This is a genomic window from Paenibacillus glucanolyticus, from assembly GCF_037333485.1.
Classification (GTDB): Bacteria; Bacillota; Bacilli; order Paenibacillales; family Paenibacillaceae; genus Paenibacillus_AQ; species Paenibacillus_AQ glucanolyticus.
Window position 1 is genome coordinate 3545885 of record NZ_CP147845.1, and the last position, 18451, is coordinate 3564335.

Genomic DNA, 18451 nt, shown 5'->3' on the forward strand with positions numbered 1-18451 from the left:
CACTGAGGACAAAATCAGCTCACCGTAAAGACAGAAAAGGCGCTATAAATGAGAAGCAGCCCCATAAGTATATTGAATGGGCGTTCATATCGGGACAAAAGGCTCTGAAACAGCGAACCGCATAATGCCCAGGTCATGTTAGCGCAGAGGCCGACCAGCGTGAGTATCACCGAGAATAATGCCAGATGGGCATGCGATGAATAGAAAGGAATAACGAATGTTGAAATCGCCGTAATTCCGTATAAAATGACCTTGGGATTGATGAACTGGAAGATGAATCCGAAGAAAAAGCTGTTGAAGCCCTCCTCCTTATCGCCCCGCTCCTGTGGTTGGCTGCGTATGATTTTTACGGCCAGATAGAGCATATACAGACATCCAATGATATTCATTACGAATTGGATCTTCGGGATGAATTGATATAATACCAGATTGAAATAACTGGAGAGCAGCATAATGACCAAACATCCGGCAGCTACCCCACCTATAAATTGCAGCGTTTTTCTAAAACCATGATTTCGTGCGTTGGTCATTGAAATGATGTTGTTGGGACCTGGCGTGAATGAAGCGACAATCGCATAAGTCAACAGCGGAACGATAAACAAACTACCCACCCCTTTCTTGTATGTGTGTATGATATAATGTAATGAAATGTACGTTATAACGTCCGTACGCTATGATTATACATTAAGTATGTTATAACGCACAATATGTATACGAAGGTGGTTGATGACGTTGAAACCCATTCATCTTATATTGGCTCATAATTTGAAGAGTCTCAGAGAGCAAAGAAAGCTGAGTCTGGATAAAGTCGCGGAACTGACCGGAATCAGCAAGACCATGCTGGGGCAGATTGAACGCGGCGAATCCAGTCCCTCCATCACAACCGTATGGAAGATTGCGAACGGGCTGAAGCTTTCATTCACTTCCCTGATCCATGAACCCTACTCGAATACAGTCGTGGTATCAAGGGATGATGTGCAGGCACTAATAGAAGATAATGGAAGGATTCGGATTTATCCGCATTTCCCTTTTGAGGACGGACGGCGCTTTGAGATGTATTCCCTCGAAATGGACAAGGGCGGTTATCTTACCGCCGAGTCCCATATCGAGGGTACTGAGGAGTTTATCACCGTATTCCAAGGAGAACTTACGGTGCGCATCGATAACCAAGAATATACAGTGGGCCATGGTGAAGCGATTCGATTCACAGCAGACAAGCCCCATGTTTACCACAATTCCGGCGATTCCATGAATCGCTTGAGCATGGTTATCCATTATCCCAAGTAACAGTGAGTGTGAATTTCATAAACGCAAAACGCACCCTCTGATAGAGGGTGCGTTACGTTGTATATGAAGCCATCTCTTCACCGTCGCAATGAATTTGCGCTGACTACGCCGTATCGGGACAATAGCTTTCGGCCCAGCAATCCGACAGCACGATCTGTCAGGAATCCCATGAATCCGAGGCAGATCAGCCCGACAAAGATCCAGTCCGTACGGAAGAACAAACGTGAATTCCAGATCAGATAACCCACTCCTTCATTGGAAGCAATCATCTCTGCTCCGATAATGGCCATGAACGATGTTCCCATCGCAAGCCGAATGCCGGTGAACATGTACGGTACCGTTGCAGGTATGATCACATGAAGCACAATCTGCCACTCCGAAGCACCCATGCTGCGGGCGGACCTTATCTTATCCTCTTCCACTGACAAGACTCCGGTCAACGTGTTCAGGACCACAATGAAGAAGGTCGCATACAGAATAAGCATGACTTTGGATGTCTCCCCAATCCCGAACCAGACCAGGAACAAAGTGATGAATGCGATGGGAGGAATGAACCGGATGAAATTAAGAAACGGTTCCGCAAAGACCCGAATCGTCCCAACCTTCCCGATAACAAGTCCAGCCGGGATCGCGATCAGACTCCCAAGCGTCCACCCGAGCAGCACCCGGTATGAACTGATTCCGATGTACTGTAACAAGGTGCCATCCATCAATAGTTCGTATCCGCCTTTCGCAGTATAGATCGGTCCCGGCAGAATTTCGGGTCCGTACACAAGGGACAGCAGCTGCCATATCCCAAGTCCGGCCATCCAGAACAGGATGTGCAGCAACCCTTTTTTTAGTCTGTTGCTCATGTGGTCTTCACCTTCTCTCTACTCATCAAAGTGCGATTGGATTTGGTTGTACAGCGTATGAAAGCCGGGATCTGACAAGTCTCTCGGGTAGGCAAGCGGCACCTCGTAGATGTCCGTTATTCGGGAGGATGGACCCGCTGACATGATGCCGATTCGTCCCCCCATCAGAAGCGCCTCCTGGATATCATGCGTCACGAAGATAACGGTTTTGTCCGTGTCTTGCCATATCCGCACCAATTCCCGCTGCATCGTTCGCCTTGTCATGGCATCCAATGCACCGAAGGGTTCATCCATGAGCAGAATTGCGGGATCATTGGATAGTACCCGAGCGAGCTGTACGCGCTGTTTCATCCCGCCCGACAGCTCTCTTGGATACTTGCTCTCATGGCCTGAAAGCCCCACCAGCGAGATGAATTGATTGGATATTTCCTTTCTCTTCGCCGCAGGAATTCGTTTCATGCGGAGACCAAATTCCACATTTTCTCTAACGGTAAGCCATGGAAACAACGAAGAATCTGCCTGCTGGAATACAACCGCGCGGTCTTGGCCCGGGCGCTCCACCTCCTTCTCCCCCACTCTCACTTGACCGGAGGTCTTGGATACGAAGCCCGCAATCAGACTGAGCAGCGTTGACTTTCCACACCCGCTCGGACCCAGCAGAACAAAGAATTCTCCGCCCTTTACCGCCAGATTGACATTTTGGATAATATAATGCAAATCACCGGCTGTGGGCTGTGCGTAGCTCTTATTCAACTGTTCGATATGGATTTCATTCTGACTTGACACGGCTCTCATCGCCTTCATCTCCTTACTTTAAATCGATTATGCGTTCCGGGAATGCTTCTCTTACCATATCCAAATTCAATTTATCGTTCAGCTCAAAATCTTGCTCGATCATCCCGTTAGCTACCATATAATCCTTCTGGCCCTGTAATCCTGCATAGGCCTTATCCGTAAATCCAAGCTTCCATGGATTCTTTGGCAGATCCTTGAAGGTGGCTTCTCTCGGCTGCTTGACTTCCTCATACATGATGTCGGCGGTTTCCTCAGGATGGGCCTGGGCATAAATCGATGCTTCATCCAGCGCCTTCAGAAACTGGACGAAAACTTCCCTATGGCCCTCCAGCAGCTCGTTTGAAGCGATCAGTCCTGTTCCGAGCCGTACCGGGGTCTTCGACATATCCGACAGCTCTTTCGCTTCCGCAAGTGCGCCAAACTTCTCGTTCAGCACTGCACCGTATACCCAAGCCGCGTCAATCTCGCCTTTTTTGAGCGCTACGTAGGCTTCGTCAAACCCTCCTTGTCCGATTAACTCCACATCGGACAGGGCAACCCCGTTTTCCCCAAGGTAAACGTCCCATAGATAAGGCACGAACGTCCCCCTGGAGAAGCTTAGCTTTTTACCCTTAAGGTCAGCTGCACTGCCGATTTCTTTACGAACGAACAGCTTCCATTCATTTGCACTCAGATCCGTCGCTGTCCCGGATGAAGCGAATATCGAGTAATCGCCTTTGCTGACAGCATTCAGAAGTGGAAAATCAGCTCCGAATGCCACGTCCACCTGCTTGATGAATAAGGAGTTAACGCCTTCTGCCGGCGTGGCGAAGTTTACCAGTTCCGCATCAATTCCATGCTTCTCGAAGATCCCTTTGTTTTTTGCCACCCGAAATACGGTATTTGTGGAGATATCGGCGATTTTCAGTTTGAGGCGGCTTCCTTGCTGATCGCCTGAGGCGTTTCCGCAAGCACCAAGTACGCTGGTGGCGAGAATTGTACCCAGCAGCAGAACACACCAACGCTTCCAAATATGTCGGCTACTATTCATCGCGATCCCTTTCTTTCTGCACGACTTCATCCGTTCGGGCTACGCAAAGCGCGCCTTCACCATACGAGATCGTACCTTCAACCTCCACACTGGTTGCGGCACCTCTGGGCGCCGCGCCCGGAAGGCGGTAATCGGCAACATCGATCGGCACGAGTTCCGTTTCCACAGGCAAATCGAGCTGAGGCACCCATTCATATGGAACCCGGTAAGCGCGATAGACCATGTTGGAATTGCGGCTGTTCTTATAAGGAGAGATATATTCCCACACCAGCTCAAATTCTCTTGTCACTTCGAATATCCGACCGTCTGCGCCTTCGGTTATCAATGTGTTGCCATTCGGAAGCCGCTGGGCCGAACTGATATAGGGGCTGTAGAAGCGATAAGAATCGAGCGGCGCCTGAAAGCCAGCCTCTGTTGGTGTATACTGCCATTCAATCTCCAAAGTGACCGGGTTAATCTCCAGAATGCGGGAATGGTCGCGACGGGCGATTTTCAACCCATCCTCCGATTCGGGGTTTGGCCGTCCATACCCGCCCCAGCCGCCGTTGTCGAAGATCAGGATGTTGCCTTCTCCCGGAAGGCCCTTCGGAATGAGATGGGCATGATGCTGGCCGATGATCCAGCCGATATGCTTGGTTTCCGCGGTTGAATAGTCGGGGCCAAGCCTCCACACGATATTCCCGGTGCTTTTATCAATGATGGCAATGATATTGCTCTCCCGTGCGTCCCAGATGATATTGTCGGGATGGAACCGTTCGTCTCCTGTGTCATAGAACTTGTTAGGGCCGAGCACCGAGGCCGAATTGATGTGCATCCAGTCCCCTGCGTGGGCACCGAAGCCACGGGTATTGGGATCACGGGATAATGCCAGCTTGGCATCCTCATCAAATCCGAGCTCATGGAAGTGGTCGCTGACCGCCCACTCCCAGATTACGTTTCCTTCCCAATCCACTTCGATAATCGTGTCATCGAGCAGCTCAATATCGGATATATCGGGACGCTTCACATTTTTATGTGCCAGAATAAGGGTGTTACCGGAATCCACCTTCGGTTCTTGCCCCGGAACATAATAACCGACGGGATTCCCCTCACGCTGGTAGTCATGATGCTGGCGAGCCATCCACTGAGCCGGATGTCCGGGGTCCTCTATGTATTCATAGTGATCAAACTTCCAGACGATATTGCCGTCCCAGTCCACCTGCACGAGATTGGTCTCATCCTGAAATCCGTATTTCGGATCACGCTCGGATGTGCTGCCAAGGACATAGCCTCCCGGGAACAACTTATTCGGAAACCCCCGTAGTCCTTTCCACAAATGAACCTCCCTGCCATTCATGTCGATTAATAGCGCACCTGTCTCCGCCGCTTGATAGATCGTGTAACCGCTCCATGCCTTCGCAGGGTTATATACCGTTGTGCCTGTTGGATAAATCGTCGGATGTCCCATCGTTCTCTACTCCCTTTCGTTGATTAATGAATAGATTCAATAAGAGATAAATTTGTTCGTACGCTTCGGATGGCTTACGTTTGTCTGTGAAATGTCTGCGAATGACTTATCAGCTGAATGGGTCTGCCCGAGTACGGAGACCGCAAATCCTTCCAGACGATCATTCAGCTGTTTAAAAAAAGCGATTTGATCGCTTAACTCCTCTTGCGAGAACGCCCCAAAAATGACTTCAATCATATACCCGCCCATGTTTTCGTTACGCTTCAGCATCTCTCTTCCCGCATCCGTGATGGCAAGCGCAATCGATCTCCGGTCGGTCTGGCTCCGCCTTCTAACCGCAAAGCCGCCAGCCTCGAGTTTGTCACATAAAGCCGTGACCGCCCCGGATGTGAAATCCAGCTGTTCGGCTAACTCGCCCAGTCTCTGTTCCCCATCACGATGTATCGTATTTAGAATCAACAGGCCAGGTAACGAAATGCCTTCCACTGATATTTTGTCGCGCTCCTTCACGAATCTGCGAACCATCCTGCGAAAATGCCAATCGGCTTCCTCCAGCAATGCCCAATCCTTCTCTTCCATGCCGCTCCTCTCCCGGGTCATACACCTCCGTATGCCAACCTATCAGCCTATGGGTTTGTTCTCACTACAACCTGGTGTGGTCGTTATGAATATACAGAAAGGCCCCTATTTACGCTTCTCGCTGCAATCACGAAAAACAGTAAACAGGAGCCTTTGGTGGACCAATCGGCTGATCATATTGTTTAATACTGAGATAATGAACAATCATTTAATGATGGCTAAATGAAATTGCTTGTCGCTTAGATTAAACCAATTAATGACACCTGTCAAGTAGGGATTAATTTTAAAAAAGAGAGGACTTGCTGTTTAAGCGCCCTCTCAGTCAGAATTCGTTCGATTATCTCGATAACAAGCAATGGTTAAATAGGCACCTGCTTTTTTTGGAGCGAGGATGTTAAAAAACAGCTGCCATGATGACAACTGCTTTGATAATAATCAATTACATCATAGACTATTTGCCAGCCTTCAGTGCCAGCGCAGGTCTTGTTAAGGAATAGACAGCACAGACCAATGCCACTATAACGACTCCTCCGCCTACCCAAGCCGTGCTGGCAACCGAGCCGCCCTGTTCCAATACGAGCCCTCCGATTGCTGATCCCATCGCGATTCCGATTTGCAGCGCGGAATTGTTGAAGCTCTGCTGAATATCGGACGAAGCGGGATCGACTTGAATCAGGTAATTTTGCAGTGGCGGAGCCAGGCTCCAGCTTAATGCGCCCCATACCATCATCACGACTAAAAATACACCAATCGAGAACGTTGAGAAGGGCAGCAGGAACAGCACCAGGATAAAAGAAGTGATAATAATCACGATACTCTTGTGTGATCCGATCCGATCGGCAAGTGCGCCTCCGAACGCCCCGCCTCCAACGGCCGACAGTCCGAACAGGAAGTAACAGATACTGATCCAGTACGGAGTCAAGCCGAGTTCCGATTCGAGAAATGGCGTAAAATAAGCGTAAATGGTGTAATGCCCTGCCAGCATAAACAAGGTCGCCAGATGGGCACCAGCGATTTTGGACTTGCCCAGCGCTTTGATCTGCTGAGACAACGGTATTACATTTTCAGGCTTGATCCGATCCAGGAACATATAGATCAGCACCATGGAACCGATGGACAGAATGCCGATGCCAAGGAACAATACTCTCCATCCAAAAGCTTCACTGATTAAAATACCAAGCGGCACCCCGAGCACCAATGACGAGCTAATCCCCATATAGATAACGCCCAGTGCTTTTGCCCGGTGTGCGGGTTCAACGACTTTAGCTGTAATCGTAAGCGATAAGACGATGATAAGAGCAGTACTCATAGCAGTTAATATTCTGGCACCCATCAGCAGCACAAAGTTCGGGCTCACGTACGCCAGCAAGTTACCGACGAAGAACACAAATAAGGAAATGATATAGAGCCGTTTGCGTTCCACCTTTGCCGTAAGTGCAAGGAGAACCGGTCCCGAAATCGCATAGACCAATGCGAATACCGTAATCAATTGCCCTGCCGTGCCAAGCGAAATGTTTAAATCATCTGCAATCAGCGGCAGAATTCCGCCAACAATAAGTTCTACCAATCCTACGGATATGGTTGAAATCGCTAGAATTAATACTTTCAGATTCATCTGGAATGAAATCCCCTTTCTTCGAAGTCATATTTGCTTATAGTCAACCAAAAAAAATAAATCCCGATTACAAAAAATGAGATACATTTTCTGTAATCAGGATTTTACGGTTCCTGGTAGAGACCCTCAGACCATATTAATGAGGTTATACATTCAAATTCAAATATTCAGTTCCGTTGCGCAACAATCGATGATTAATTTATCATATCCCTTACAACATAGTCAAGCCCAATTAGGATTCCAGCAAACCTCCCAGAGATGTCCGTCCGGATCGAGAAAATGACCGGAGTATCCTCCCCAGAATGTGTCTTGTGCCGGCACGGTAATCGCAGCTCCCGCCCTTTTGGCTTGCTCCATCACCTCATCCACTTCTTCCTTGCTGCCCACATTGTGTCCGATGGTTAACTCTGAGGAACTCACAGGAGACAAAGGAACATTCGCTTCAATCGACAGGTCTTTGCGATTCCATATCGCCAGCTTCACGCCCGCCTGCAGGTCAAAGAACGCTACCGCTCCATGCTCAAATTCAGTCCCCATGATCCCTTCGTCGGAAGACCGAGCCCATCCCGATAAAACTTTAGTGAGCGCTCAAGATCATCAACGCCAAGTGTCAATACGGATATGCTTGCTCTCATTTTGCATGACCTCCTGTACATCATTATCATAACCTCTTACTCATTTTCGTTATAATTAAGCTTGTCGGCCAAGTCATGAATCGTCATTCTTCCTCTTGCCGCGTACAAATACTGCATGCCATGCTTCAGCAGCGGCTCGGAACGGACATGATTCAGTCTGATGACGTTCAATAAAAACGTTTCAATCAGTTCGATCCTGCGTAAGTATTATAGCTTCATAACCGGACATCAGACCGGCAATAAATCCAGAGGTTGATGCTTCCAGCGACTTCAGATTAAATATAATATCTACGCAACCATCCGGAAGAATACGATGAAGACGATGATGTTGAAACGGTAAAACTTCATAATGCATTGTCCAATAACAGGCCACATAAGGAGTCAATGGCCAGCTTGGCAGGTATTCCTGATAGGTATAAGAAGAATCAGCAGATCGATTCTCCAGCGTCGGTGCTTGTACAGGGACATAGTTCCGCATGTGCTCACCCTTTAATCAATGGATTAGCTAATTAACCCGTATGACTTTTTACTCTAGGTCCTTTACGTGGAGGGACTCGCATGCTCCCTAATAAACTTCCCGATCCGCTGTGCTGCTTCCTGCAGGGCTGCCTCTTCCTGGACAAGTGCTATCCGCACATAACCCTCGCCTTCGCTGCCAAAGGCATCTCCCGGGATAACCGCTACCCCGGTTGCAAGCAGCAGCTCGCGGGCGAAACGGCGTGAGCTCCATGGCGCCGATGAATTGCGGAACCCCTCTGGGAGCCGAGCCCATAGAAACATCGTGGCTTCCGGCTTCGGTACGTTCCATCCTGCTTCGGCCAGTGAGGCTACCAGGATGTCGCGGCGCTGCTGATACAATGATGCCACGCCATCCTCCTCTTCGCTACATGCCATTGCCTGTTCCAACGCATAAATAGCTGCGGCCTGGATCGGCTTGAATATGCCAAAATCAATGTTGCTTTTTAACTCCCGGAGTGCTCCAACCGCATCTGCGTTCCCCGCAACGAATCCGATGCGGCAGCCGGCCATGTTAAAGCTTTTTGAGAAGGAATGGAATTCAACCGCAATCTCCCGGGCGCCTGGAACCTGGAGAACGCTAACAGGACGGTAACCGTCAAAGCCCATTTCAGAATAAGCAAGATCATGCACCACGAGCACGTTCCATTTTTTCGCCAAGCCCACCAATTTTGCAAAAAAAGCCAGATCCGCCCGCACCGCTATCGGATTCCCCGGAAAATTCAACAAAATAAAAGTCGCTTTTGTCCAAATCTCCTCGGGGATGTCATCCAGATCGGGCAGAAATTCGTTCTCTTCCTTCAACGGAAGATACCAAGGAGTTACACCCGCAATCGCAAGGGCTCCCGTATAGATCGGATATCCCGGATTCGGCACAATCGCAATATCTCCAGGATTACATACAGCTTGAGCCAGGTGCGATAATCCATCCTGAGAACCCATTAAAGACAGAAGTTCGGTCTCTGGATCGACTTCCACGCCAAATCGGTGCTTCATCCATGCTGCTGATTGTCCGCGGAACTCCGCGCTTCCTCTTGTACCCGGATATGTATAGTTCTCTTCTTTCAGCGCCTCCTGGCTCAGCGACTCACGAATTTCAACTGAAGGACCAAGATCAGGACTGCCAATGCTCAAATCGATAATATGTCGTCCTGACTGAAGCGCCTCCAGCCTCCACTCGCTAACCTCTGAGAATATGGAAGAACCAAGCTGTGAAAGTTTGTCCGCACGCCATGATCGCTCCGATGTATGTTTACTCAAGGTTTCCACCTACTCCGTTTTTTCCTCATATTATAGCATGAACCCCATCAGTCTCGAATACCTGCCTGGAGCTGCAGTCGCGTTTGCTGTAGGTGTATTTGCCGTAACGTCACGTTGTCATAGGCTGGATCAAGAACATTGATAGGCATAAAACATCTGGAGTTAAAGCTTCATAATGGAATCCAGCATACCCAAGACCATATATCATCGTAAAAACAAATACCTTTTCGAAAAAATGATACACTAAAAACGTTTTAATTCGATGGTAAACTAATCCAAAGAAAGGAGGAATTGTACTTTTGCAAACGCTTAATCCAAATGAATTGAAGGGGGTTTGGTCATGTTAAAGTTCAAGTTGAATATGAAAAAGCCGCTGCTCTTTCTATCCATGCTGTCCGTAATATGGAGCGGCTCGGCCCTGAGTTCTCTGCCGATTAAGGCGGCGGGACCATCGGTTGAGGTCTGGATGACTCGCGATAATCTTAGCACTGCTTTGCAAAGGCAGGGCGATATCGTCTTCCAGCAGGACAGTCCCGGTAATCAGCGAACCATTGATGTGAATGACTTTTTGAAATATCAGCAAATGGATGGTTTCGGTGCCTCCATGACCGACTCATCCGCATGGCTGATCAGCCATCAGCTGTCGGATTCGAAACGTGCCGAGGTCATGGAGCGATTATTCGGTCAGAGCGGCATCGGACTCAGCATGCTGCGCCAAACGATTGGCGCTTCGGATTTCAACTGGGAAATGTACAGCTATGCAGATACAGCCTGGGACTGGAACCTGAACAATTTCAGCATTAACCGCGACAAACCTTACATCATTCCCATGGTCAAAGCAGCCCTGACGAAAAACCCACAGATTAAGGTGATGGCTTCTCCTTGGAGTGCGCCGGGCTGGATGAAATCCACCGGTTCCATGATAGGCGGCTATCTGAACCATGATTCTTACGAGGTATACGCACAGTACCTTCGTAGATTCATTCAAAGCTACCAGTCGGAGGGCATTCCGATTTATGCCATAACGCCTCAGAATGAACCGTTGTTTAACGGTTCGAACGAATATCCGACCATGTATATGTCGGTGGATGATCAAACTAAATTCATCCGCGATCATCTGGGGCCTGCCCTTCGCGGCAGCGGTTTACAGACCAAAATCATCGCTTATGACCATAACTATGATCAATATGCGTATCCGCGGGACGTCCTGAATAACGCGGCCGCCGCCTCTTATATTGCCGGCAGCGCTTTCCACCATTACGGCGGGGATGTCACTGCCATGACGACGCTTCATAACCTGCATCCGAACAAGGATATCTGGTTTACCGAGGGAGGCTTCGGCTCATGGAATGACGGCTTTAAGAACCAGATCCGGGAGATGATTAACGTTACCCGGAACTGGTCCAAATCGTACATTTTGTGGAACATTGCGCTGGATCAGAATAACGGCCCTTCCCTGCTCTCCAACAGCATTAACTATGGTATGCTGCGAATTCGTTCGGATGCGCAAGATCAAGTCACTTATAACAATCAATATTATGCGATGGGACACTTAAGCAAATTTGTCGTACCTGGAGCATACAGAGTGGATACCAATACGTATGCTAACAGCCTGGATAATGTCGCTTTTCAAAATCCGGACGGGTCCAAAGTGCTCGTAGTCGCGAACTCCGAGAATCAGAACCAGACCTTCAAGGCCCGATGGGGCAATCAATCATTCACCTACACCATTCCCGCTGGTTCTGCTCTGACATTCAAGTGGTACGGGGAGACAACCCGGGACGTGATATCGTTAAAAGCATCGGCTAACGGCAAATTCGTCGCTGCTGAGGACGGGGGCAACAGTCCCTTGATCGCCAATCGCGATGCTGTGGGCGGTGCGTGGGAATCCTTTGAACGAATCAATCTGGGCATCGGAAATTATGCGTTTAAATCCATGGCCAACGGACGGTTTGTTGCTGCAGAGAACGCGGGGGCCTCGCCATTAATCGCTCGAAGCGGCTCCATCGGGACATGGGAAACGTTCCAGGTTGCCAGCGTTAGCGGCGGCGTTACCTTGCGAGCTGCTGCGAAAAGCCAATTTGTCAGCGCGGATAATGCCGGGGCTTCTCCCCTCATTGCCAATCGGAGCACCGCATCGGGATGGGAAACCTTCCAGATCAGTGTTCATTAATGTATGATCCAAAAAAGCGTACACCGCCTCACAAGGGGTGTACGCTTTTTTTCTTGTTGCGATCAAGACCAGACCTTAGTGCTTCGAACAGAATCCTTCTGATAGTCCGAATATTTCCGTTCAAAAATATCGTACCCCAACTGTTCAGCAGCCATCAGCGGCGATTGGATATCCAGTGCTACCTCACCACGGCTGTTACCTACTCCACGAACTGCCCCAACGAATTCAGAATGAGTATAACGAGCGTATTCCTGTATCTGATGAATAATGCCTAAGGCCGCACCCGGATAGGTTTCCTCCGATGCAAGCGTCAAACCAATTCGTTTGTTAGACATTCCTTCCGATATCACAGACGAATTTTTGTACGAGGCCGCGTAATAACAGAACAAGCGATCGAAGAATGCTTTCATCTGGGCAGATAAGCCATACCAATAGATTGGGGAACAGAATACTACGCCATCCGCCGGGACAAACTCTCCCATGATTAAGGATTCATAGTTATCCTGTATCGAGCATTCTCCACTTGGGAGCCGGCAAATCCGGCAGTCATGAAGAAAACTAGAGATGAAGTCATCTACAAAATGCAAAGCCACCTGCGTGCCCTTCTTCTCGGCCCCTCGCTTAACTGCGGCAGCCAGCGTGGCAGAGTTCCCGTCTCGTCTCGGGCTTCCAACAAGCACTAACAATTTCTGGTTCATGTTCTGGTTCTCAAGCATCATCCGATCCCATCCCTTCATGCACGTGGTCTAATTCTATCTTTTAGCATAAGGTCATTGGGAATCGTTGTAAAATCGTTTGTATTCATGACGATATCATTCATTTTGATGACCATGTCGACTTGAAATCTTGTATATAACCGATGCTTCCCTCTGTAAAACACAAATAACGACTGCGTGAGCAGTCGTTTATCGAATAGTAAATGTACAATTACTTTATCATAGCCATTCGTTGCACGAATCAGCTAAGGTCTGCAGATCTTGGAAGAACAAACTTGCATGATATCCATCGCACACGGCATGATGTACCTGCAATGCGATGGGTAACAACATGCGACCGCCTTGCTCGGCAAATTTGCCCCCGGTAATGATCGGCCGAAAATCGGTGTTCCCGTTCGTCATATTCAGATTGAAACCGCTAAAGCTTGCCCAGGGTATCATCGATATGAAAAATGTATTCGGAGGGGGATTTTCTTTAACGAAGATTCCCTTCACGTCACGATAGCGTTCCATATCCTGCTCATATCGATTATGAAACCGAGAGAAATCATCAGAAAACTCAGTCCATACGCAGGAGAAGGTCTGGTCATCGTGATGAAAATAGGTGTAGCTCGGTGTCATGGAATCCCAGTAACCTAACAACGGTTTGGGATGATATGAAGTTCTGAACTCTACCCGCTCGTTGACCACTCTAGTTACCATGTAAATAAAAGCAGGATAGAACTTTAATCCCCTAGTCCTCAACGACTGAAGCAGCAAAGATACATCAACGTTTAAAGTCATGCTGTACGTGCATTCATGAACGGACGTATAATGCTCGAAATACGGTTTTCTGGGCCACTGCTTAATATCAATCACATTAAAATTCATCGGTCTTATCCCTCCTAAAAATATAAATCATTTCATTTTAGGAGGGTACATCCACTGATTTGACCACCATTCATCACTCCAGTATGGTCCGTCAACCCGACGGAGTCTATACCCAACACTTTATCATTCATCTCTTCATTTTCCAATAAAAAAAAGACCTCATCACTCTTCAACCTGTGACCCGGTCTTGAACCAGGTACAAACTGAAGTGATGAAGTCTTCCGTATGGTGTATTAATGAACCGTGTCTGGCATCTGGGTAAACAGCAGATTGACGGGCAGGTTACTTCCCGGCGCTGCTGTAAGCATAATTTCAACCTTTTGCTCGTAATCACCTGTGCGATACAGAACCGCTTGCTCGCCAGGAGATACCTGTCCGAGGGAATAGATTGGTACAATCGTACCATTCATCATCGCATAGCCAGAGTATTTACCGCCCCTAGGGTTAAAGGAGATCAGTGTATTTGGAGCCACGCGATCCAGCGTGATTTTGTACAAGACGCCGAAGTTGCCTGTATTGTGCGTGATATCTCCGACCATAGGATCCATTCCCTGCAAGTTAGGGTCATCCTGGTTATCTCCCAGAACGAGACGCTGGGATTCCGCACCAACGAGCTCGGAATAACGGATGATGCGTGTTGAATCCGGGTAAGTTCCGCGGTTATGCACCCCATCGCGGTCCAGGATCGGCAGTGTGCCCAGCACCTTCAATGGATCGGACTTCTCATCGATCATAACGACATCGAATTGAATCGGCTGGTCGCTGTACATATCCGAGTAAAGGGAAATAACATGTCCCTGTTTCATTCGGATCTCGCTCAGCTCTGTCATAACCAGCTTCTGTTCACCTGGAGCAAGCGTAACCGATGTTCTCTTCGATCCATCCTGCATGGATTGGAAATAGTATTGCACGGATTTTTTGCCTGCAGCCGTTGCAATCGGGGATGGCCCAGCAAATCCCAGGTAATCTTGTCTCAATGTCACAGGTGTACTGTTCTTGTTCGTTGCAATTACGTACATTTTGACATTCTTGTTCAGATTGTTCACATGGTGAATCATGAAGCGCATGTCTCCAACCGCTGTCTCACGATAAACGATACCTTCTGAATTTACCGTTTCAGGGCTGTTGCTGCGGATCAGCGTGCTGGGCTCATCGTTAAAATCATAATTGATTTTCGGACGGGACGTCACGTTGCCAAGGAACGAGAATTTCTCCCCTTCCGGAATGAAGAGCATATTAAAATCTTCTTCTGTATACAGTGTTTCATTGGTTACATAAACCGTCGATTCATAACTGGAGCTAAGTCCCTTCTTATCGGTAACGGTCAACTTAATGGTATGAACGCCGGGTGTAAAGAAGGCATAGCCCTTGTTCTCCCACTTATACGTCAGATCCTCGGTCTTGTCTTGATCATCCGAGCTCTTGTCCGTATACGTGATCAGCTCACCCATTTTATATTCCGACTTGTCAGTTTCGAACATTGCCACAGGCGGAAGATTAGGCTGAATGACCGTGATCGTTTGACTGTAAGGATCACTCCACGTTCCGGTAGAATCCTGTACAGAGTACGTGACTATGTATTGACCTGGTGCATCGAAGATATCCTGATTGCCTTCCCAACGCTCGTTGATAATCTCGCCTTGCACATTCTCAACTTGCGGTGTGTAGGTAACTGTAGTTTCTCCTGCGAAAATCTCTTTAGGCCCTACCGTAAATTTGGCGACCGGCTTGCTAACCAAACTCATGATGACACGTTTACCTACGTTATCCACTTTATACGGGATTTCCAGCGCCTGCGTAATCGCTGTCAGTGGAACCATGAACGTGCTGTTGGTCTGATAGGAAGTCCCTTTCATATCCTTGGATACACCGTTTACGGTATACTTGCTGCTGTCAGTCTTAAAACGAAGCTCGTTAGTTCCTTTTGTGATAACCGTTTCCTTGGTCTTCTTATCGTAAGTGACCTTGAAGCCTACGCGGTCCACAAGAGCACGAATGGGAACATAGGATACTCCCTTTTTGACTTGCATGGGTTGTGGTGCATTGTAGGTGACGCCGTCTTGAATCATTTTTGTGCTGTTAAAAAAAAGAATAAGTTCTTTTCCGCTTGCGACTTGCTGGCTATTGCTGTTGTTCTGGTTGCCCTGCACTTCCGTTGCCGTGGCTGGTTCTTTAACTTCACCGGTTTCCTCAGTGACAGGCACGTCCGTTGTTCCTGCGTTATTCGTCTCTTGAGCCCCTTCTGTCTCTGTTGTTTCAGGTGTCTCTTGAGTCGTATCGTTGGCCCCGGATTTCACTGCGTTAGATGCCGCGGTGTTTTGCTCATACACTTCTTGGGTGACTGGTGGCTGTGTCTTGTCTGCGGCATTTGCATCCGCGCTCGCCGGATAAGCTGCAGCTAATTGGGCAACAGCCAGTACGGTAAGCAATGATCGTTTCTTCAGTTTCATTCCATAACTCCTTCTAATCCTTTTTTGATATTTAATGAGGTCATACTATTAGACGTAAATTTTGGTAAAAAAGTTTCTCTGATCCGTTAATAATATTTAAGATGATGTAGAACTGTGTCACAAACTTAGTAAAAAACCCGTAACACCAATGTGACCGTTACGGGAGAGACTGAACCTATCAGGTCGCAGCCAAATGCTCTTGCCAATTCGTTGCCATTATGACCTTTTTCCCACTCGGTTCATATTGCCATAGATGGACGCCCGTATCGCCAGTAGGAATGAATATCTCGGAATGATAGGGAAGATTCAAGAAAGCTCGAAATAACATCGAGATCATGCCGGATTCCCCGCCCTCAATGGCATCATGCCGCTTTCTTCCCCCGGCCGGTATCGGATACTTCATTAATGCTTCATCTCTCAACATCCCAGCGATGACGCCATTATTCTGCTCCATGAGATCATTGTCATAGGTTACAGGCACTTGCGTCAATTCAGCAATAGCTGCCGCGGTTTGCTTGGCCCGAATCAAGGTGCTGCAAAAAATCGCATCCAAGGCGTAATTACGCTGAATCCACTCGGCCAGAAGCTGTGCTTGCTGCAACCCGAGATCGGTAAGAGAAAAGTCAGCCCGTCCTTCACACCGATTTAAAATATCCGCTTCCGATTGTCCGTGTCGTACAACCATAATCTCAACCATGTGTAAGCCTCCGTTTAACATCCGCACTCAGGTTTGTTGTTTCTTGCCAACGGCAATCCAGCGCCCATCCACATCCTCAAACACAAACTCATGGTTGTTATAATCCGTCGTGGACAATGGTCTGACAATCTTCACATCCAGGTTCATTAAATCTTCCTGAATTTCGTACTGATTACAAGTAATAAAATACGCATCATATCCGTAGCCATAACGAATCCGATTCGGCACGACTTCAATCTCCGACTTGATAACACGATCTCTATGGAATCCTGATAGAGACACACATGCGGTTCTCCTGAATCCAGATAGGCAACCGCACGAAACCCAATCCGCTCATAGAACTCGATTGTTTTTTGAAAATCAGCGGTAGGAAAGATTTGCAAGCAGTGCGTAAAACCTCTATCCATGATCCTATCTCCTGTCTTGTTATCAATTATTTGTCTTTCTCGTTTTCTCGCTTAAAATTCCCGGTCACTTAGCCATGATCAGTTGGACATCTTTAATGTTTGCTTCTTTTCATCTATCCATGTTTTTTGCTGTAGTACCAAACAGATGAAGGATACCTAAGTAGAATGGGTACAAGGCCAATGCAGCCATGGCAATAAGTCCTGTCACAGGGTTAGGTTGATCTGCTGGTTCGGTGATCGGCAGCCATGAAACGAGAATACTGACCAGTATCACGAAATAGGGAAACCACAGGATAAGCGAAAAATAACTTGCTTTACGGCCATCCAGCCAATGCCTGATCAGCTTCGGAAACGCAATGTTGGATACGGTGATGCCAGCCACGCAGAAGGCCAGGATTAGCTTGTTCACATGACTTAACTCCCAACCTGTTACTCGACTGATTCGGTAAACATTGGCCATCAGTTCAAGGACTGCGAAAGGGAACATTGCATACAAAAAACTCGAAACATTTAATCGAATGAAGAATCTCATGTACCCATCTCCCGGCAATCCTAAGAATTGAAGAATTTATCCTCAGTGGAAAATGATTTATTTCCCTAACTCCTTAATTAGATATAAATTCAGATCACCATCAGCGCATACCATTTCGCCGGGAACAACAGGCACAAGGTTGTACATAATGCCGTTTCCGTCGGGAATGTAACCGCGCCGGGCATAGATTCTTTGTGCTGGACCATAGTCCTTGTACAAGCCCACACCAATTCCGATACGCGGCAGCTTTTTACTCACGATGGTTTCGAATTGTTCAATGATCCTGTTCGCTACACCGTTCCTTCGGTACTCAGGAAATACGTTCAGATCATTGATCTCCGGAATGTTCTGATCTCGAAAGTACGGATAGTCCGATTCATATTTCAAGTGGGCAACTCCGGCCAATTTGTCATTAACAAAAGCTAACATGGTGACACGAATACCAATCTGGTTTTCAAATTCACACAGATTATAATACTCTTCCGAACGGTGTATATTTTGCTGCTGGAATCCTTCTTTCCAGGTGCATTTAAGCTCCGTGCTATCTAATACTTTCAATATAATTTCCATACGATGTACCTCACTGAT

At 47.8% G+C, this 18451-nt stretch carries 18 protein-coding genes, 2 pseudogenes and 1 riboswitch; of the genes and pseudogenes, 2 read left to right on the forward strand and 18 right to left on the reverse strand.

The window, feature by feature from the left end; translation table 11 throughout:
- Positions 1-14: 14 nt before the first annotated feature.
- Positions 15-602, reverse strand: coding sequence for a LysE family transporter (locus WDY75_RS16695; RefSeq protein WP_063479506.1), 588 nt, complete (start codon positions 600-602; stop codon positions 15-17).
- 130 nt (positions 603-732) lie between these two features.
- On the opposite strand from WDY75_RS16695, the gene WDY75_RS16700 reads away from it, so the two are divergent.
- A complete protein-coding gene (locus WDY75_RS16700; protein WP_172963950.1) occupies positions 733-1287 on the forward strand; it encodes a helix-turn-helix domain-containing protein in 555 nt (184 codons plus the stop codon).
- 77 nt (positions 1288-1364) lie between these two features.
- Here WDY75_RS16700 and WDY75_RS16705 read toward each other — a convergent pair whose 3' ends face one another.
- From WDY75_RS16705 to WDY75_RS16750, 10 genes and pseudogenes are all read right to left on the reverse strand, one after another.
- The gene (locus WDY75_RS16705; RefSeq protein ID WP_063479504.1) at positions 1365-2141 is read right to left on the reverse strand and encodes an ABC transporter permease; all 777 of its coding nucleotides are present in this window, start codon (positions 2139-2141) and stop codon (positions 1365-1367) included.
- A gap of 18 nt (positions 2142-2159) precedes the next feature.
- Positions 2160-2936, reverse strand: coding sequence for an ABC transporter ATP-binding protein (locus WDY75_RS16710; protein ID WP_082834350.1), 777 nt, complete (start codon positions 2934-2936; stop codon positions 2160-2162).
- A gap of 13 nt (positions 2937-2949) precedes the next feature.
- On the reverse strand, positions 2950-3966 hold the full coding sequence (locus tag WDY75_RS16715; protein WP_156515065.1) for an ABC transporter substrate-binding protein: 1017 nt from the start codon (positions 3964-3966) through the stop codon (positions 2950-2952).
- Positions 3959-5413, reverse strand: a complete 1455-nt coding sequence (locus tag WDY75_RS16720; RefSeq protein WP_063479502.1) for an aryl-sulfate sulfotransferase — start codon at positions 5411-5413, stop codon at positions 3959-3961. The genes WDY75_RS16715 and WDY75_RS16720 overlap by 8 nt, the downstream gene beginning before the upstream one ends.
- A 36-nt stretch (positions 5414-5449) precedes the next feature.
- Complete coding sequence (locus tag WDY75_RS16725) at positions 5450-5992, reverse strand: MarR family winged helix-turn-helix transcriptional regulator (protein WP_063479501.1); 543 nt, start codon at positions 5990-5992, stop codon at positions 5450-5452.
- Positions 5993-6443: 451 nt separating this feature from the next.
- Positions 6444-7607 carry an MFS transporter gene (locus WDY75_RS16730; protein ID WP_063479500.1) on the reverse strand — a complete coding sequence of 388 codons (1164 nt, stop codon included), beginning with the start codon at positions 7605-7607 and terminating at the stop codon, positions 6444-6446.
- Positions 7608-7680: 73 nt separating this feature from the next.
- Positions 7681-7780, reverse strand: a riboswitch (purine riboswitch).
- Between the two features lie 49 nt (positions 7781-7829).
- A pseudogene (locus WDY75_RS16735) lies at positions 7830-8242 on the reverse strand (VOC family protein).
- A 36-nt stretch (positions 8243-8278) separates the two neighbouring features.
- A complete protein-coding gene (locus tag WDY75_RS16740) occupies positions 8279-8413 on the reverse strand; it encodes a hypothetical protein (protein ID WP_269148270.1) in 135 nt (44 codons plus the stop codon).
- Positions 8414-8423: 10 nt separating this feature from the next.
- A complete protein-coding gene (locus tag WDY75_RS16745) occupies positions 8424-8720 on the reverse strand; it encodes a DUF6597 domain-containing transcriptional factor (protein ID WP_063479499.1) in 297 nt (98 codons plus the stop codon).
- Between the two features lie 62 nt (positions 8721-8782).
- A complete protein-coding gene (locus tag WDY75_RS16750; RefSeq protein ID WP_409348302.1) occupies positions 8783-10018 on the reverse strand; it encodes an aminotransferase class I/II-fold pyridoxal phosphate-dependent enzyme in 1236 nt (411 codons plus the stop codon).
- Between the two features lie 340 nt (positions 10019-10358).
- Between WDY75_RS16750 and WDY75_RS16755 the strand changes: the two genes are divergently transcribed.
- Positions 10359-12191, forward strand: coding sequence for a glycoside hydrolase family 30 beta sandwich domain-containing protein (locus tag WDY75_RS16755; RefSeq protein ID WP_063479497.1), 1833 nt, complete (start codon positions 10359-10361; stop codon positions 12189-12191).
- 62 nt (positions 12192-12253) lie between these two features.
- Here WDY75_RS16755 and WDY75_RS16760 read toward each other — a convergent pair whose 3' ends face one another.
- The 7 genes and pseudogenes from WDY75_RS16760 to WDY75_RS16790 all read right to left on the reverse strand — a co-directional run bounded on the left by WDY75_RS16760 (position 12254) and on the right by WDY75_RS16790 (position 18433).
- Positions 12254-12910 carry a flavodoxin family protein gene (locus WDY75_RS16760; RefSeq protein ID WP_338840105.1) on the reverse strand — a complete coding sequence of 219 codons (657 nt, stop codon included), beginning with the start codon at positions 12908-12910 and terminating at the stop codon, positions 12254-12256.
- Between the two features lie 216 nt (positions 12911-13126).
- On the reverse strand, positions 13127-13777 hold the full coding sequence (gene catA / locus WDY75_RS16765; RefSeq protein ID WP_006210764.1) for a type A chloramphenicol O-acetyltransferase: 651 nt from the start codon (positions 13775-13777) through the stop codon (positions 13127-13129).
- Positions 13778-14010: 233 nt separating this feature from the next.
- A complete protein-coding gene (locus tag WDY75_RS16770) occupies positions 14011-16227 on the reverse strand; it encodes a stalk domain-containing protein (protein ID WP_063479496.1) in 2217 nt (738 codons plus the stop codon).
- 178 nt (positions 16228-16405) lie between these two features.
- Positions 16406-16924 carry a histidine phosphatase family protein gene (locus WDY75_RS16775; protein ID WP_063479495.1) on the reverse strand — a complete coding sequence of 173 codons (519 nt, stop codon included), beginning with the start codon at positions 16922-16924 and terminating at the stop codon, positions 16406-16408.
- 27 nt (positions 16925-16951) lie between these two features.
- Positions 16952-17331, reverse strand: a pseudogene (locus WDY75_RS16780) (VOC family protein).
- A 109-nt stretch (positions 17332-17440) separates the two neighbouring features.
- A complete protein-coding gene (locus WDY75_RS16785) occupies positions 17441-17740 on the reverse strand; it encodes a hypothetical protein (RefSeq protein ID WP_231888069.1) in 300 nt (99 codons plus the stop codon).
- Positions 17741-17920: 180 nt separating this feature from the next.
- The gene (locus WDY75_RS16790) at positions 17921-18433 is read right to left on the reverse strand and encodes a GNAT family N-acetyltransferase (RefSeq protein WP_063479494.1); all 513 of its coding nucleotides are present in this window, start codon (positions 18431-18433) and stop codon (positions 17921-17923) included.
- Positions 18434-18451 lie beyond the last annotated feature (18 nt).